Annotated in this window: 12 protein-coding genes, 1 tRNA gene and 2 rRNA genes (1 of these 15 running past the window's edge); 14 read left to right on the plus strand and 1 reads right to left on the minus strand. The window is 61.7% G+C overall.

All coding sequences use genetic code 11. The annotated features are described in order from the left end of the window. From G7045_RS03795 to G7045_RS03860, 14 genes are all read left to right on the plus strand, one after another. Positions 1-35, plus strand: a tRNA-Ala gene (locus G7045_RS03795) (it extends 41 nt beyond the left edge of the window). A gap of 343 nt (positions 36-378) precedes the next feature. Further along, a 23S ribosomal RNA gene (locus G7045_RS03800) occupies positions 379-3,254 on the plus strand. A gap of 112 nt (positions 3,255-3,366) precedes the next feature. Next, positions 3,367-3,479, plus strand: a 5S ribosomal RNA gene (gene rrf / locus G7045_RS03805). A 75-nt stretch (positions 3,480-3,554) separates the two neighbouring features. Next, entirely contained in the window at positions 3,555-4,301 is a 747-nt protein-coding gene (locus tag G7045_RS03810; protein ID WP_166160342.1) for a 16S rRNA pseudouridine(516) synthase, read from the plus strand. A 101-nt stretch (positions 4,302-4,402) separates the two neighbouring features. Next, positions 4,403-5,356 carry a YncE family protein gene (locus G7045_RS03815; protein WP_370521752.1) on the plus strand — a complete coding sequence of 318 codons (954 nt, stop codon included), beginning with the start codon at positions 4,403-4,405 and terminating at the stop codon, positions 5,354-5,356. Then, on the plus strand, positions 5,343-6,131 hold the full coding sequence (locus G7045_RS03820; RefSeq protein ID WP_166157545.1) for a polysaccharide deacetylase family protein: 789 nt from the start codon (positions 5,343-5,345) through the stop codon (positions 6,129-6,131). Before G7045_RS03815 ends, G7045_RS03820 begins: the two co-directional genes overlap by 14 nt. Further along, positions 6,128-7,114, plus strand: coding sequence for a sterol desaturase family protein (locus G7045_RS03825; RefSeq protein WP_166157548.1), 987 nt, complete (start codon positions 6,128-6,130; stop codon positions 7,112-7,114). The genes G7045_RS03820 and G7045_RS03825 overlap by 4 nt, the downstream gene beginning before the upstream one ends. Before the next feature lie 15 nt (positions 7,115-7,129). Further along, positions 7,130-8,032 carry an EI24 domain-containing protein gene (locus G7045_RS03830; RefSeq protein WP_166157551.1) on the plus strand — a complete coding sequence of 301 codons (903 nt, stop codon included), beginning with the start codon at positions 7,130-7,132 and terminating at the stop codon, positions 8,030-8,032. 30 nt (positions 8,033-8,062) lie between these two features. Then, complete coding sequence (locus G7045_RS03835) at positions 8,063-8,884, plus strand: molybdopterin-binding protein (protein WP_166157554.1); 822 nt, start codon at positions 8,063-8,065, stop codon at positions 8,882-8,884. A 98-nt stretch (positions 8,885-8,982) separates the two neighbouring features. Next, a complete protein-coding gene (gene glnA / locus G7045_RS03840) occupies positions 8,983-10,398 on the plus strand; it encodes a type I glutamate--ammonia ligase (protein WP_166157557.1) in 1,416 nt (471 codons plus the stop codon). Between the two features lie 159 nt (positions 10,399-10,557). After that, positions 10,558-11,061, plus strand: coding sequence for a hypothetical protein (locus G7045_RS03845; protein WP_166157560.1), 504 nt, complete (start codon positions 10,558-10,560; stop codon positions 11,059-11,061). A gap of 12 nt (positions 11,062-11,073) precedes the next feature. Next, positions 11,074-12,135 carry a nitrogen regulation protein NR(II) gene (glnL, locus tag G7045_RS03850; protein ID WP_166157563.1) on the plus strand — a complete coding sequence of 354 codons (1,062 nt, stop codon included), beginning with the start codon at positions 11,074-11,076 and terminating at the stop codon, positions 12,133-12,135. Between the two features lie 51 nt (positions 12,136-12,186). Next, positions 12,187-13,647, plus strand: coding sequence for a nitrogen regulation protein NR(I) (gene ntrC, locus G7045_RS03855; protein WP_166157566.1), 1,461 nt, complete (start codon positions 12,187-12,189; stop codon positions 13,645-13,647). A 229-nt stretch (positions 13,648-13,876) separates the two neighbouring features. Beyond that, complete coding sequence (locus G7045_RS03860; RefSeq protein WP_166157569.1) at positions 13,877-15,358, plus strand: glycosyltransferase family 39 protein; 1,482 nt, start codon at positions 13,877-13,879, stop codon at positions 15,356-15,358. A 3-nt stretch (positions 15,359-15,361) separates the two neighbouring features. Here the strand turns inward: G7045_RS03860 and G7045_RS03865 are convergent, their stop codons facing one another. Beyond that, complete coding sequence (locus G7045_RS03865) at positions 15,362-16,141, minus strand: exodeoxyribonuclease III (protein WP_166157572.1); 780 nt, start codon at positions 16,139-16,141, stop codon at positions 15,362-15,364. Between the last annotated feature and the right edge of the window lie 2 nt (positions 16,142-16,143).

Here is a 16,143-nt window from a genome sequence, read left to right on the forward strand (position 1 = left end):
GGGGGTCGTCGGTTCGATCCCGTCATCCTCCACCAATCGGAATAAAATCAACATCAAAGCGGCTTCGCAAGAGGTCTCTTTGCTGTTGAGGCGAGATAACTCGCAAACAACACGGCTGTTCTTTAAAAATTCATAGAGTCGAATCAGCGTTGCTAGCGGAAAGCAGGAAACTGCACCGTGCCGCTAGCAACCTAAATTTGATTGCGTCAAAACGAACGAAACTTTGTTTTGTTCAAGTAATGACGAATAGTTCTCAAGAGATCGTAGAGATACGAGATCGAAGAAAAATTCACATTACGGCATAACGCGTGAGGTGCAAGACCTCACAAGTCCTTGAAGGAAAATGGAGACATCTCGCGAGAGAAGTCAAAGTTATAGGGTCAAGTGACTAAGAGCATGTGGTGGATGCCTTGGCGATGATAGGCGACGAAAGACGTGATAGCCTGCGAAAAGCTTCGGGGAGCTGGCAAATAAGCTTTGATCCGGAGATATCTGAATGGGGAAACCCACCCGCAAGGGTATCGCTGACTGAATACATAGGTCAGCGAGGCGAACCGAGTGAACTGAAACATCTAAGTAGCTCGAGGAAAAGACATCAACCGAGATTCCGAAAGTAGTGGCGAGCGAAATCGGAAGAGCCTTCTAGTGATAGTCGATCAGTTAGCAAAGCGGCATGGAAAGGCCGACCATAGTGGGTGATAGTCCCGTATGCGAAAACTGATCGGTGGTACTAGGCTAGAGACAAGTAGGGCGGGGCACGAGAAACCCTGTCTGAACATGGGGGGACCATCCTCCAAGGCTAAATACTCATCATCGACCGATAGTGAACCAGTACCGTGAGGGAAAGGCGAAAAGAACCCCGGGAGGGGAGTGAAATAGATCCTGAAACCGCATGCTTACAAAAAGTAGGAGCCCGCAAGGGTGACTGCGTACCTTTTGTATAATGGGTCAGCGACTTACATTCAGTGGCAAGGTTAACCGAATAGGGAAGCCGTAGAGAAATCGAGTCCGAATAGGGCGAAGAGTCGCTGGGTGTAGACCCGAAACCAGGTGATCTATCCATGGCCAGGATGAAGGTGCCGTAACAGGTACTGGAGGTCCGAACCGACTGGTGTTGCAAAACCAGCGGATGAGCTGTGGATAGGGGTGAAAGGCTAAACAAACCTGGAAATAGCTGGTTCTCTCCGAAAACTATTTAGGTAGTGCCTCAAGTATTACCTTCGGGGGTAGAGCACTGTTTAGGCTAGGGGGTCATGGCGACTTACCAAACCTATGCAAACTCCGAATACCGAAGAGTACAGCTTGGGAGACAGAGCACCGGGTGCTAACGTCCGGACTCAAGAGGGAAACAACCCAGACCGCCAGCTAAGGTCCCTAAAATTGGCTAAGTGGGAAACGAAGTGGGAAGGCTAAAACAGTCAGGATGTTGGCTTAGAAGCAGCCATCATTTAAAGAAAGCGTAATAGCTCACTGATCGAGTCGTCCTGCGCGGAAGATGTAACGGGGCTAAGCCAGTTACCGAAGCTGCGGATGTGCAATTTATTGCACGTGGTAGGAGAGCGTTCTGTAGGCCTGTGAAGGTGGCTTGTAAAGGCTGCTGGAGGTATCAGAAGTGCGAATGCTGACATGAGTAGCGTTAAAGGGGGTGAAAAGCCCCCTCGCCGTAAGCGCAAGGTTTTCTACGCAACGTTCATCGGCGTAGAGTGAGTCGGCCCCTAAGGCGAGGCAGAGATGCGTAGCTGATGGGAAACAGGTCAATATTCCTGTACCGATCAATAGTGCGATGTGGGGACGGAGAAGGTTAGCTCAGCCAACTGTTGGAATAGTTGGTTCAAGCCTGTAGTCGTGCCTGGTAGGCAAATCCGCCGGGCTTAGATGAGGGGTGATAACGAGTCTGCTTGCAGACGAAGTGAGTGATACCCTGCTTCCAGGAAAAGCCACTAAGCTTCAGCTATTGACGACCGTACCGCAAACCGACACTGGTGCGCGAGATGAGTATTCTAAGGCGCTTGAGAGAACTGCGGAGAAGGAACTCGGCAAATTGATACCGTAACTTCGGGAGAAGGTATGCCCTAAGTAAGTGAAGTTGAACAAACGGAGCTGAACAGGGTTGCAAAAAATCGGTGGCTGCGACTGTTTAATAAAAACACAGCACTCTGCAAACACGAAAGTGGACGTATAGGGTGTGACGCCTGCCCGGTGCTGGAAGATTAATTGATGGGGTGCAAGCTCTTGATCGAAGTCCCAGTAAACGGCGGCCGTAACTATAACGGTCCTAAGGTAGCGAAATTCCTTGTCGGGTAAGTTCCGACCTGCACGAATGGCGTAACGATGGCCACACTGTCTCCTCCGCAGACTCAGCGAAGTTGAAATGTTTGTGATGATGCAATCTCCCCGCGGAAAGACGGAAAGACCCCATGAACCTTTACTGTAGCTTTGTATTGGACTTTGAACGGATCTGTGTAGGATAGGTGGGAGGCTTTGAAGAGTGGATGCTAGTTCACTTGGAGCCGACGTTGAAATACCACCCTGGTGCGTTTGAGGTTCTAACCCAGGTCCATTAGCTGGATCGGGGACAGTGCATGGTAGGCAGTTTGACTGGGGCGGTCTCCTCCCAAAGCGTAACGGAGGAGTTCGAAGGTACGCTAGTTACGGTCGGACATCGTGACGATAGTGCAATGGCATAAGCGTGCTTAACTGCGAGACTGACAAGTCGAGCAGATGCGAAAGCAGGACATAGTGATCCGGTGGTTCTGTATGGAAGGGCCATCGCTCAACGGATAAAAGGTACTCTGGGGATAACAGGCTGATACCGCCCAAGAGTTCATATCGACGGCGGTGTTTGGCACCTCGATGTCGGCTCATCTCATCCTGGGGCTGTAGTCGGTCCCAAGGGTATGGCTGTTCGCCATTTAAAGAGGTACGTGAGCTGGGTTTAAAACGTCGTGAGACAGTTTTGTCCCTATCTTCCGTGGGCGCTGCAGATTTGAGGAAGCCTGCTCCTAGTACGAGAGGACCGGAGTGGACACACCTCTGGTGTACCTGTTGTCACGCCAGTGGCATCGCAGGGTAGCTAAGTGTGGAAGAGATAACCGCTGAAAGCATCTAAGCGGGAAACTCGTTTCAAGATGAGATCTGCCGGGGCCCCGAGCCCCCTAAAGAGTCGTTCTAGACCAGGACGTTGATAGGCTGGGTGTGGAAGCGCAGTAATGCGTTAAGCTAACCAGTACTAATTGCTCGTGCGGCTTGACCCTATAACTTTGACGTCCATGTCAAGGTTGTTATGCCAAGTGACGCAATCAAATACCGATTCGATTCTATGAATTCGCTGTCTTGATAAACTATCAAGATGGCTCAAAGTTTAAGCCTGATGACCATAGCAAGTTGGAACCACTCCTTCCCATCCCGAACAGGACAGTGAAACGACTTCGCGCCGATGATAGTGCGGATTCCCGTGTGAAAGTAGGTCATCGTCAGGCTATTAATAGCAAACTAACCCCTTCATTCGAAAGAATGAAGGGGTTTTGTTTTTGTATTTCAAAAAATGGCGCAATATGCAGCTGCAAGAAATTCTTTATTCGCAGGGATTCGGTACACGGCGGGTGTGCGCCGGGCTGGTGCAGCAAGGCTGGGTGCAGCTTTACGGGGACGATGCAGCTGCACCGCCGGTTTTGTGCACGGATGCGGCGCATGAGGTGGTGCCAGAAGGATTGCGGCTGCGGGTGCAGGGGGTTGATTGGCCGTACCACGCCAAGGCCTATGTGATGTTGCATAAGCCGGCTGGTACGGAATGTTCGCAAAAGCCTTCCGCCTATCCCAGCATTTACACCCTGCTGCCAGCGCCTTTGCGCCAGCGTCCCTGTAAGGGTGCGTTGCAAGGCGTGCAAGCGGTGGGGCGGCTCGATCAGGATACGACCGGCTTGCTTTTGCTCAGCGACGATGGTCAGTTCATCCACCGTTTGAGCTCGCCGAAAAAACATGTGCCCAAGGTGTACCGAGTACAGCTCAAGCACGCTGTCACGGCGGCGCAGGTGCAGCAGTTGCTCGCTGGCGTGGTGCTCGATGATGATCCCCGGCCCGTTCGGGCGGCGGCATGTGAAATGCTGGGGCCCAATGCTATCGACTTGACCTTGACAGAAGGCAAATACCACCAGGTCAAACGCATGTTGGCGGCGGTGGGCAACCGCGTTGAGGGCTTGCACCGCTGGCGCATGGGAGCGTTGGGGCTCGATGCCACCCTGGCACCAGGGCAGTGGCGCTGGTTGACACCTGCTGATCTGGCGTTGCTGGGCTCGGTATAGCGCAGCCAGATCGCACGCAGGGGCTCGCTACACTGGCGCACTGCATTCAAAGGGTTTCTGTAAGGACATTGATCGTGAAATGGCGAGCTGTGGTCGCTGCCCTGTGGGTAGCGTGGGGGCAGGTGCTTGCGGCGGCCCAGGTTGAGATGCCACCGCCCGTGTTCGTGCTCAATTCGCTCGATGCCAGCATCAGCGTGGTTGATCCGCAGACCTGGCGCGAGCAGGTGCGCATTCCTACCGGAAAAGAGCCGCACCACCTGTACCTGACGCCCGATGAAAAATCCCTCATCGTGGCCAATGCCTTGGCCGATACGCTGACGTTTGTCGATCCGCGCACTGCCCAGGTGCAGCGCACGCTGCGTGGCATTGTCGATCCCTACCATTTGCGGTTTTCGCCGGATATGCGCTGGCTGGTCACCGCCGCCAACCGCCTCGATCACATTGATTTTTACCGTTGGGACGGCAGCACCCCGACCCTGGTCAAGCGGGTACCCACTGGGCGCACGCCGAGCCATTTGTGGATCGATAGCCGCAGCACCACGCTGTACTCGACCATGCAAGACAGCGACGAGCTGGTCGCCATCGACCTGGCCACCCAGACCCTGCGCTGGCGCCTGCCCACCGGGGCCATGCCGGCCGACCTCTATGGCCGCCCGGATGGCAAGCTGCTCTTCGTCGGCCTGACTGGCAGCGACAGCGTGCAGGTGTTTGATATTTCTGCCGCCCAGCCCCGCAGCATTGGCAGCATTCCCACGGGCAAAGGCGCGCACGCGTTTCGCGCGCTCGGGGATGGGCGCCACCTGCTGGTCAGCAACCGGGTGGCCAACACCATCAGCAAGATCGACATGCAAAACCTGAGCGTGGTCGAGAGCTACCCCGCGCCGGGCGGGCCTGACTGCATGGATGTCTCTGCCGATGGGCGCTTTATTTTCGTCAGCTCACGCTGGGCACGCCGGCTGACGGTGATTGACATGAAAGAAAAGAAAGTCCTGCACCAGGTGAATGTCGGCAAGTCACCCCATGGCGTTTGGACCTTGCAACATGCCCCGCGCTAGCTGGCTTTTTGCTATCATTTTAATAGCTGTTAGCGCTTATCTATCAAGCGCTAGAGCCGAAAATGACTGTAAAAAACCGCTCTATCTGACGTTCGATACCGGCCATATGGGGGTGGCCGAGCACATCGCCCGGGTGCTGCAACGCCAGCAGGTGCGGGTGACTTTTTTTGCCGCGCAGGAGGCCACGCAAGAAGGCGATGGCAGCCTTGGCGCGCACTGGGCCCCTTGGTGGCGTGCCCGTGCGCAGGAGGGGCACGCCTTTGCCTCACACACCTGGAGCCACCTGGTGTGGCAGGCCGATTTGCCCGGTGCACGTTTGCGCCTGCGGGCTACCGGCGGCGATGCGCCCGGAGTGCTGCAAGTGCTCGACGCCGCCGCCTATTGCGCCGACATTCGCCGTGCGGCCGAGCGTCTGCAGCAGCTCACGGGCGCAGAGCCCCTGCCCCTGTTTCGTGCCCCGGCGGGCAAAACCTCGCCGCAGCTGCTGCAGGCGGCACGCGCTTGTGGTTATCAGCATGTGGGCTGGAGCCCGGCCGGCTTTTTGGGCGATGAGCTGCCGAGTGCCCGCTACAGCAATGCCCGCTTGCTGCAGCAGGCGCTGCAACACATTCAAAGCGGCGATATCTTGCTGGCGCACCTGGGCATCTGGTCGCGCCAAGACCCCTGGGCGCCGGCAGTGCTCGAACCCCTCATCGTTGGCCTGAAGGCGCGCGGCTTTTGTTTTCGTACCTTGCGCGAGCACCCCGCGTACGGGCATGGTGGAAGGTGGCCATGAATTTTTTGCAGTGGCTGGACCACCTGTTCGATGACGCCCAGCAGCAATTATTTGAGCAGCTGGTGCAGCCGCTTTTGTTTGCTCTGGGCGGTGGCAATTGGCTCGAAGACGCCTACAGCGCCACGGGCTGGCTGCTGGTGGGGTTGGTGCAGCTGGCACTGATGCTGCTCGTGCTCGCGCCGCTGCAGCGCTGGCGCCCGGTAGAGCCGGTAACCGACCACCAGGCGGTGCGCACCGACATCCTCTACACCCTTATCCACCGCCTGGGGCTGTTTCGCCTGGCATTGTTTTTCACCCTCGATCCATTGACCGATGCACTGCAGGGCTGGCTGCACGTGCAGGGCCAAAGCGCCTGGCAGCTCGATGCTCTGTGGCCGGGGGTGACCGATCTACCCTGGGTCAGCCTGTTGCTGTACCTGCTGCTGCTCGACTTGCTGCAATACGGCGTGCACCGGGCGCAGCACCGCTGGGACTGGTGGTGGCAGCTGCACGCGCTGCACCACTCGCAGCGCCAGATGACGATGTGGACCGACAACCGCAACCATCTGCTCGACGATTTACTGGGCCACCTCATCATCGTCATCGTGGCGCAGTGCATTGGCGTGGCGCCGGGGCAGTTCGTTGCCATCGTCGCCATTGCGCAGCTGTCCGAGAGCTTGCAACACGCCAATCTGCGCCTGCATTTCGGCCCTTGGGGCGAGCGCCTGTGGGTCAGCCCCCGCTTTCACCGCCTGCACCATGCCATCGGCCTGGGGCACGAGAGCGGGCCGGCTGGGCAGCAGGTGCTGGGCGGGCATAACTTTGGCGTTCTGCTGCCGTGGTGGGACATGCTGTTTGGCACCGCCTGCTTTGCCCCGGGCTACGCGCCCACCGGCATCCGTGACCAGGTCGAGCCCGACGCCCAGGGGCGGCTGCGCGACTATGGCCAAGGTTTTTGGCAGCAGCAAAAACTGGGTTGGCTGCGCCTGTGGCGGCGAACCTAGGTATGCTTAGCCCCCATGGGACTGTTGTTTGACTCTTTCTGGCGCGCGGTGGCGTACTGCCTGCATCCGCGTGTGATTGCGCTCTCGCTGCTGCCGCTGGCCCTCATGGCGGCGCTGGCGCTGGGGCTGCATTATTTTTATTGGGATGCGGGCGTGCTGTGGGTGCGCACCGTGCTCGAAGGTACGAGCTGGCTCTCCAGCCTCTGGCAATGGCTGCAAAACTGGGGCTTGAAAGACCTGCCGGCGCTGGTGGCGCCGCTGCTCGTCATTCTGGCGGTGACGCCAGCCGTGGTCATCGTGGCCCTGCTGCTGGTGGGCGTTTTCATGACGCCGGCGCTCGTCAGCCTGGTGGCGCAGCGGCGCTTTCCGGCGCTCGAGCGCAAGCGCGGCGGCACGCTGCTGCTGGGCCTGGGCTGGATGCTGGGCTCCACCCTGCTGGCGCTGCTGGGGCTGGTGCTGTCGATGCCGCTGTGGCTGATACCCCCCCTGGTGCTGTTGCTGCCGCCGCTGATCTGGGGCTGGCTCACCTTTCGCGTCATGGTATTCGACGCCCTGGCCGAACACGCCGACAGCCAGGAGCGCCGCGCCATCCTCACGCGCCATCGCTGGAGCTTGCTGGTGATGGGGGTGGTCAGCGGCTACCTGGGCGCGGCGCCGGGCATCGTCTGGGCCTCGGGTGTGGTGTTTGCGGCGGCCTTCGTGGTGTTGATACCCATTGCCATTTGGATTTACACCTTGGTGCTGGCGTTTTCCTCGCTTTGGTTTGCGCATTACTGCCTGGCGGCGCTGGAGCAGCTGCGTGCCCAGGCCGTGCCAGCCCCTGTGCCATCCCCAATTCCTGAATCTGCCCCTGCGCCCACCCTGGCGTCCTCGGCAGATGCCGCCCCCGCCTTGCCGCCCCCGGGGCAGGCGCTCTAATTTGCCTTCTGTCTTCTGCGGTTTTGCACCATGCACCAGCGTTTTGGCCTGCTCATCGTCGGCGATGAAATCCTTTCGGGCAAACGGGCCGACAAGCACTTGCCCAAGGTCATTGAACTGCTCGCCGCGCGTGGTCTGGCGCTGTCCTGGGCAGAGATCGTAGGGGACGAGCCGTCGCGCATCGCTGCCGCCTTGCAGCGGGCCTTTTCTTCTGGGGATGCGGTGTTTTCTTGCGGTGGCATTGGCGCCACGCCTGACGACCATACGCGCCAATGCGCTGCAGCGGCGCTGGGCCTGCCCCTCTTGCCCCATCCTGAAGCGCAGGCGCTGATTGACGCCCGAATGCGCGAAGTGGCCGAGGCCAAGGGGCAGGCGTTTGCGCCGGAGCACCCCGACCACCACCAGCGCCTGCGCATGGGCGAATTGCCGCAGGGCGCGCTGCTCATACCCAACCCTTACAACAAAATTGCTGGCTTTTCCTGCTCCGGTGCGGGCGGTGGCATGGTGCACTTCATGCCCGGCTTCCCGGTCATGGCCTGGCCCATGATCGAATGGGTGCTGCAGCAGTACTACGCAGCGCACTTTCACCGCCAGCCCCAGCGCGAATGCTCCGTCATCGTCTATCGCGCCATGGAAGCCACCCTGACGCCGCTGATGGAGCGCATCGAAGCCACGCACACCGGCGTCAAAGTGTTCAGCCTACCCAGCGTCGATCATCCCGAACACGGGCTGCACATTGAACTCGGCGTGAAAGGGCCAGCCACCGCCGTGCCCGCTGCATGGGCGGATTTGTTGCAAGGCTTGCACCAATATGGTGCAAACACAGGCCCCACAATGGTGCGTGATTATTGATGGCGCCCAAAATCGAGCGCGCCGCGCCAGTGTGGATGCTGGCACGCTATCTGCTTATTCCTTTGTATCTCTAACAGCCGTTTATCTGGAGAACCCTGATGGCCAAGACCGTTGCAGACGTGATGAAGATGGTGGATGACTACGAAGTCAAGTTCGTTGACTTCCGCTTCACCGACACCCTGGGCAAACAGCACCACACGACGGTGCCGGTGTCGCACTTCGATGAAGAAAAATTCACCGCTGGCCACGCCTTCGATGGCTCCTCCATCGCCGGCTGGAAGGGCATCGAAGCCTCGGACATGCAGCTCATTCCTGATCCGAATACGGCCAACATCGACCCCTTCTTTGAAGAAACCACGCTGATCCTGTCGTGCGACGTGATCGAGCCCAGCGACGGCAAGGCCTACGACCGCGACCCGCGCTCCATCGCCAAGCGCGCTGAAGCCTACCTCAAAGCCTCCGGCCTGGGCGATACCGCCTTCTTCGGTCCCGAGCCCGAATTTTTCATTTTCGACGGCGTGCGCTGGAGCACCGACCCGAACAACACCTTCTACGAAATCGAAGAATACGAAGCCCCCTGGAACAGCGGTCGCCAGCTCGAAGGTGGCAACCGGGGCCACCGCCCGACCACCAAGGGCGGTTACTTCCCGGTGCCCCCGGTCGATAGCACGCAAGACATGCGCGCTGAAATGTCGCTGGTGCTCGAATCGCTGGGCATCCCGGTCGAAGTGTTCCACCACGAAGTCGCGGGCGCGGGCCAGAACGAGATCGGCACCCGTTTCAGCACCCTGGTCGAGCGCGCCGACTGGACCGTGCTGCAAAAGTACGTGATCCACAACGTTGCCAACAGCTACGGCAAGACCGCCACCTTCATGCCCAAGCCCTACCACGGCGACAACGGCTCCGGGATGCACGTGCACCAGTCCGTGTGGAAGGATGGCAAGAACCTGTTTGCTGGCGACGGCTATGCCGGCCTGTCGGACTTTGCCTTGTACTACATCGGCGGCATCATCAAGCACGCCCGCGCGCTCAACGCCATCACCAACCCGGGCACGAACAGCTACAAGCGCCTGGTGCCGCACTTCGAGGCTCCGGTCAAGCTCGCTTACTCGGCCAAGAACCGCTCGGCCTCGATCCGTATCCCCTACGTGGCCAACCCCAAGGCCCGCCGCGTCGAGGCCCGCTTCCCCGATCCGCTGATGAACCCCTACCTGGGCTTTGCCGCGCTCTTGATGGCCGGCCTCGATGGCGTCGAGAACAAAATCCACCCGGGCGAAGCCGCTACCAAGGATCTGTACCACCTGCCGCCGGAAGAAGACAAGCTGGTGCCCACCGTGTGCCACAGCCTGGACCAGGCCCTGGAAGCGCTGGACAAGGACCGTGCCTTCCTGACCAAGGGCGGCGTGTTCAGCGATGCCATGATCGACGCCTACATTGACCTGAAAATGCAGGACGTGACGCGGATGCGCATCGGCGTGCACCCGGCTGAGTACGATATGTACTTCTCGCTCTGAGTCCCAGCGCTTGGATGATCGGTAAAAGAGGCGGCGCAAGCCGCCTTTTTTGCGTGCAACCTTGTCGCTGGGGGGCGCTCCAATAAGGCTGTGGCGCCGCTGGCCGTGGTTTGCGGGATACTTCGCGCCACCGAGGGGCCCCCTTTGCAAGGAAAACGAATGAACAAGACGCACTCTCTGCTGCTCCTGGCGGCCCTGTTGCTGCCCGCAGCCGCCTGGTCGCAAGACCGTATTTACCGCTGCGGCAACGAATACACCAACAACGCCACCCAGGCCAAGGAGCGTGGCTGCAAGCTGGTAGAGGGCGGCAACGTCACGGTGCTGGCGCCAACGCCCAGCCGTGCTGCCGCACCTGCTGCCAGCAGCGGCGGTGGCAGCAGCAGTGCCACGCCGGCGCCGCGTTTTGGCGGCGATGAGCAGCGGGCCCGCGACGCCGATGCCCGCGCCATCCTCGAAGCCGAGCTGCGCAAGGCCGAGGCACGCCAGGCCAGTCTGGCCAAGGAGTACAACAATGGCGCTCCAGAAAAAACCGCCCAGGAACAAAGCAACCCGCAAAAATACGCCGAGCGCACAGCCGATCTCAAGGGTGCACTGGCCCGCGCCGATAGCGACGTTGCCGGTATCAAGCGCGAACTCAGCCGCCTGCCTGGCGCAAGCCACTAAAGCCTGCGCCTGATGCAGACAGCCACCGCGCTCACAGTTTTTGATGGCCTGTCCACCCTGGTCGCCCTGCTCGATGGCCGCAGCGGCGCCCTGCGTTTGGGCAATACGGCACTGGAGGCGGCCCTGGGGCTGTCGCGGCGCACCCTTTTAGGGGCCGACTTTGCCCCCTTCCTGGCCGACCCGGCGCCGTTGCAGGCGGTGCTGGCCCAGCGGCGCGAACATGATTTCAGCACCCTGCGTTTTGACGCCAGCTTGCTGCGCCCCGGCCAGGAACCGTTGCCGGTGCACGCACACCTGGCGCTGCACGATGCAGGCCCAGACCTGCTGCTGGAGTTGTGGCCCCTGCAGCAGCAAGCGCGCCAAGAGCGTGAAGAACGCCTGCAGGAGCAGGCCCAGGCGCACAAGGAACTGGTGCGCAACCTGGCGCACGAGATCAAAAATCCCCTGGGTGGTATCCGGGGGGCGGCGCAGCTGCTGCAGCTCGAACTCGACAGCCCGCAGCTGACCGAGTACACCCAGGTCATCGTGCACGAGGCCGACCGCCTGCAAAGCCTGGTCGATCGCCTGCTGGCGCCGCACCGCCAGCCGCACCACGTGGGCGACGTGAACATCCACGAAGTGTGCGAGCGCGTGCGTGCCCTGGTGCTGGCCGAATACCCCCAGGGCCTGACCGTGGTGCGCGACTACGACACCTCCATCCCCGAATTCCGGGGCGACCGCGCCCAGCTGATTCAGGCCCTGCTCAATATCGTGCAAAACGCTGCCCAGGCGCTGGCTGAGCGCATCGCCGCCGGTGATGCGCAAATCGTGCTGCACACCCGCATCGCCCGCCAGGTGACCCTTGGGCGCCAGCGCTATAAGCTGGCATTGGAATTGCTAGTGATTGACAACGGGCCGGGCGTGCCCGAGGCATTGGCCGATCGCATCTTCTACCCCCTGGTGTCCGGGCGGGCAGCAGGTTCGGGCCTGGGCTTGACCCTGGCGCAGACCTTTGTGCAGCAGCACCAGGGGTTGATCGAATGCCATAGCCAGCCCGGGCGCACCGCATTTCGCATCTTGATTCCGCTGCCCTGAAGCCCCTTCAGGGCCATTACCCTGAACAACCCTGAGGGAGGGCACGTAGCCATGCAGCCGATTTGGATCGTTGACGACGACCCCTCGATACGCTTTGTCCTGGAAAAAGCCCTGGCGCGCGAGAACCTGCCCACGCGCAGCTTCACGCAGGCGCGCGAGGTGCTCGACGCCCTGGGCAGTGCCAGCGCCGCCGAGCGCCCGCTGGTGCTCATCAGCGACATCCGTATGCCCGGCCCCTCGGGCCTGCAGCTGCTCGAACAGGTGCACGCGCTGCAGCCGGGGCTGCCGGTCATCATCATGACCGCGTACTCCGACCTCGACAGCGCCGTCTCGGCCTTTCAGCGCGGTGCCTTTGAATACCTGCCCAAGCCTTTTGACCTGCCGCACGCCATCGAGCTCATCCGCCGTGCCGTGCAGGAGGGCGAGCGCGAGCAGACCAGCGAGCCGGGCGAAGATAGTCCCCCCGAGATGCTGGGCCAGGCGGCGGCGATGCAGGAAGTCTTTCGCGCCATTGGCCGCCTGTCGCAAAGCCAGGTGACGGTGCTCATCACGGGCGAATCGGGCAGCGGCAAGGAGCTGGTGGCGCGCGCCCTGCACCGCCATTCCCCGGTGGCGCGCGGGCCGTTCGTCGCCATCAATACCGCTGCCATTCCTAAAGATTTGCTCGAAAGCGAGCTCTTTGGCCACGAGCGCGGCGCTTTCACCGGCGCCCAGGTGCAGCGGCGCGGGCGCTTTGAGCAGGCCGATGGCGGCACGCTGTTCCTCGATGAAATCGGCGACATGCCGCTGGAGCTGCAAACGCGCCTGCTGCGCGTGCTCAGCGACGGGCAGTTTTACCGCGTCGGCGGCCACCAGGCCGTCAAGGCCCAGGTGCGGGTGATTGCCGCCACGCACCAGAACCTGGAGCAGCGCGTGCAGGCCGGGCAGTTCCGCGAGGACTTGTTCCACCGCCTGAACGTCATCCGTCTGCGCCTGCCGCCGCTGCGCGAGCGGCGCGAAGACATCGCCATGCTGGCGCGGCATTTCCTGCAGCACAGCGCCCGCCAGCTCGGCATGGAGGCCAAGCGCCTGGCTCCGGCCGCCCTGGCGCAGCTCGAAACCTTTGCCTTCCCCGGCAACGTGCGCCAGCTGGAGAACATCTGCCACTGGCTGACCGTGATGGCCCCGGCCCAGGTGGTCGAGCCCAAAGACCTCCCGCCCGAGGTGCGCGCCAGCGGCAGTGCCGCCCTGGCCCCGCTGCTGCCCAGCACAACGCTGGCCGGGGGTGAAGCCGCTGTCCCCGTGCCCGCCAGCGTTACCCCTGGCTGGGAGCTGGGGCTGGCGCAAGAGGCTTCGGCGCTGCTTGATACGGGCGCGAGCGATATTTGGACGCAGCTCGAACGTCGCTTTGAGGCCCGCCTGATTCAGGCTGCACTGAGCAGCACCCAAGGCCGACGGGTCGAGGCAGCGCAGCGCCTGGGCATAGGCCGTAACACCTTGACGCGCAAGATGCAGGAATTGGGGCTGGAGTAAAGGCGCTGCGCTGTGCGGCACAGCACTTTTGGGCTCAATTTTTTGATAAAAACAGCCTCTAGCCCTTTATTTATAAGCGCGAGTAGCTATTAAAAAATGAGCATTTGATGTCTTGGTGCGGGAGATTTTGCTAGTGGTTTACCCCTAAATCTCTTTGCAGAACTTTACCTTTGCCCGGGTAAAGAGACAATTCGCCCCCGTCTCTCCCATAGGCATAGGAAGCGCGCTTTTGTCCACCTCTTTGGTTTCTGTACCGCCCGCCGGCGGTTGGCGTTGGGTTGCGCGGCATTGGCCGGTGCTCGATGGGGCGGGGGTGCTCGCGCTGCTGCTGCTGTACGGTCTGGTGTGGACGCTGCTCTACGCCTTCACCACCTTGTCGCCGCCGGTGGACAACGTCGAGCAGCTGGTCTGGCTGCACTCGATGGAGTGGGGCTACTACAAGCATCCACCACTGCCGACCTGGATCATCGGCGCGCTGGCGCAGGTGTTTGCGCCGGGCGCAGCCCTCACTTACACCCTGGGTGCGCTCACCACCACCGCTGCGATGGCGCTGCTGTGGCAGCTGCTGCTGCAGCTGCGCGGGCCGCGCTACGCCACCTTGGGGTTGCTCGGGGCGCTGGCCATCAGCCTGTACTGTGGCCGCATCTATTACTACAACCACAACGTCTTGTTGCTGCTGTGGGTGGCGCTGGCGGCGCACCTGAGCTGGGGCCTGGCGCAGCGCCCCCGCCTGCGCACCTGGGCGGCGCTGGGGTTGGTCACGGGCCTGGGCATGTTGACCAAGTACCAGTTCGTGCTGGCGCTGGCGGTGATCGGCCTGTGGTGGTTGCACCTGCGGGGCTGGCGCCAGTCGGTGCACCGCCGGGGCGCCTGGCTGGCCGCTGTGGTTGCACTCTTGGTGTTCGCACCGCATGGGTATTGGCTCGTCACGCACGACTGGCTGCCGCTGGCTTACGCCCGCGAGAGCGCCTTGGGCCAGGGTTTGCGCGGCAGCCAGCGCTGGCTGCACGCGCTGCAGTTTGCACTCGATTGGTTTTTCAACCGCTGCCTGCCGGCGTGGCTGCTGCTGGGCGCGGCCTGGCGGTGGGGGCGGCGTGGGGCGCAGGCCCTTGAGTGTTCGCCAGCAGACGATGCCCGCATTTTCTTGCTGCTGTGGGGCCTGGTGCCTCTGGGGCTGATGCTGGCCATGGCCCTGCTTGGGGGCTCCAAGCTGCACCTGCACTGGGCAACGGCGTTTATTTTGTGGACGGTGCCCGCCCTCATGGAATGTGCCCGCCGCGCCCCCTGGTCGCAGCTGCGCACCGTGCGCGCTGCCTGGGTGGCGTTTGTGGTGGTGCAGGCCCTGGTCATGGCCCAGGCTTGGATGGCCTCGCCCCGGGGGGCACGCGGCTACAAGGCCGACCATACGGACTTTTTCCCGTCCGAAGCGGTGGCAGCGCAAATTGCCCTGCAGGCGCCGGCGCTGCTGGGCGGGCCGGTGGAGATTGTCAGCGGCTCGCAGGAACTGGCCAGCGTGCTGGCGTTGAGGTTGCCGGCCCAACCCCGGGTGCTGGTCGATGGCCAGCTGCGCTACAGCCCCTGGATTGCGCCCGCCGAGCTGCGCCAGCGGCGCGCGATCGAGGTCTTTCATGCCCCGGCGCAGCTGCCCGCCGGTGCCCACCTGGCGGGGCACGGCATTGCCTGGCGGCCCCTGGTGTTGCCGACGCCGTAGGCGTTACAAATTGAGCTCGACCACCACCGGCGCGTGGTCGCTGGGCTGCTTGTTCTTGCGAGGCGTGCGATCCACGTAACACGCCTGGGCCTGGGGGGCCAGGGCCGGGCTCACCAGAATGTGGTCAATGCGCAGGCCCCGGTTTTTCTGAAAACCCAGCATCCGGTAGTCCCACCAGCTAAAGCTTTTGGGCGCTTGCTCGAACAGCCGAAACGCATCGACCAGCCCGAGTGCGAGCAGGGCCTGGAAATGGGCGCGCTCGGCGCTGGTGTGGTGGATGGTCTCGCGCAGGCCCTCGGGGTCGTAACTATCACGGTCTTCGGGGGCGATGTTGAAGTCGCCCAGCAGCGCCAGGCGCGGCTGTTGCGCCAGTTCGGTGCGCAGCCAGCCCGCGAGGGCATCGAGCCAGCGCATCTTGTAGGCAAATTTTTCGCTGCCGGGCTCCTGGCCGTTGACGAAGTAGCCGTTGACCAGGCGCAGCGGCCCCGCCGGGGTGTCGAGCGTGGCGGCGATGGCGCGCGCTTGCTCGTCGGCAAAACCGGGGATGTTGCGCACCACGTCGCGCAGCGGCTGGCGGCTGAGAATGGCGACGCCGTTGTAGGTTTTTTGCCCGTGCACTGCGGCCTCGTAGCCGGCAGCGCGCAGGGCGTCGAAGGGGAATTTGTCGTCACTGAGTTTGAGCTCTTGCAGGCACAGCGCATCGACCGGGTGCGCGCCCAGCCAGTCGAGCACCTGCGGCAGGCGCACGGTGAGGGAGTTGACGTTCCAGGTGGCCAGGCGCATGG

It is taken from the genome of Acidovorax sp. HDW3 (assembly GCF_011303755.1).
In the GTDB taxonomy this organism is placed as follows: Bacteria; Pseudomonadota; Gammaproteobacteria; order Burkholderiales; family Burkholderiaceae_C; genus Paenacidovorax.

Bases quoted from the DNA above. Each gene is read 5' to 3' on its own strand.
- G7045_RS03810 (WP_166160342.1), top strand. From the start codon at position 3,555: ATGCAGCTGCAAGAAATTCTTTATTCGCAGGGATTCGGTACACGGCGG.
- G7045_RS03820 (WP_166157545.1), top strand. From the start codon at position 5,343: ATGCCCCGCGCTAGCTGGCTTTTTGCTATCATTTTAATAGCTGTTAGC.
- G7045_RS03825 (WP_166157548.1), top strand. From the start codon at position 6,128: ATGAATTTTTTGCAGTGGCTGGACCACCTGTTCGATGACGCCCAGCAG.
- G7045_RS03830 (WP_166157551.1), top strand. From the start codon at position 7,130: ATGGGACTGTTGTTTGACTCTTTCTGGCGCGCGGTGGCGTACTGCCTG.
- G7045_RS03835 (WP_166157554.1), top strand. From the start codon at position 8,063: ATGCACCAGCGTTTTGGCCTGCTCATCGTCGGCGATGAAATCCTTTCG.
- glnA (WP_166157557.1), top strand. From the start codon at position 8,983: ATGGCCAAGACCGTTGCAGACGTGATGAAGATGGTGGATGACTACGAA.
- G7045_RS03845 (WP_166157560.1), top strand. From the start codon at position 10,558: ATGAACAAGACGCACTCTCTGCTGCTCCTGGCGGCCCTGTTGCTGCCC.
- glnL (WP_166157563.1), top strand. From the start codon at position 11,074: ATGCAGACAGCCACCGCGCTCACAGTTTTTGATGGCCTGTCCACCCTG.
- ntrC (WP_166157566.1), top strand. From the start codon at position 12,187: ATGCAGCCGATTTGGATCGTTGACGACGACCCCTCGATACGCTTTGTC.
- G7045_RS03865 (WP_166157572.1), bottom strand. From the start codon at position 16,141: ATGCGCCTGGCCACCTGGAACGTCAACTCCCTCACCGTGCGCCTGCCG.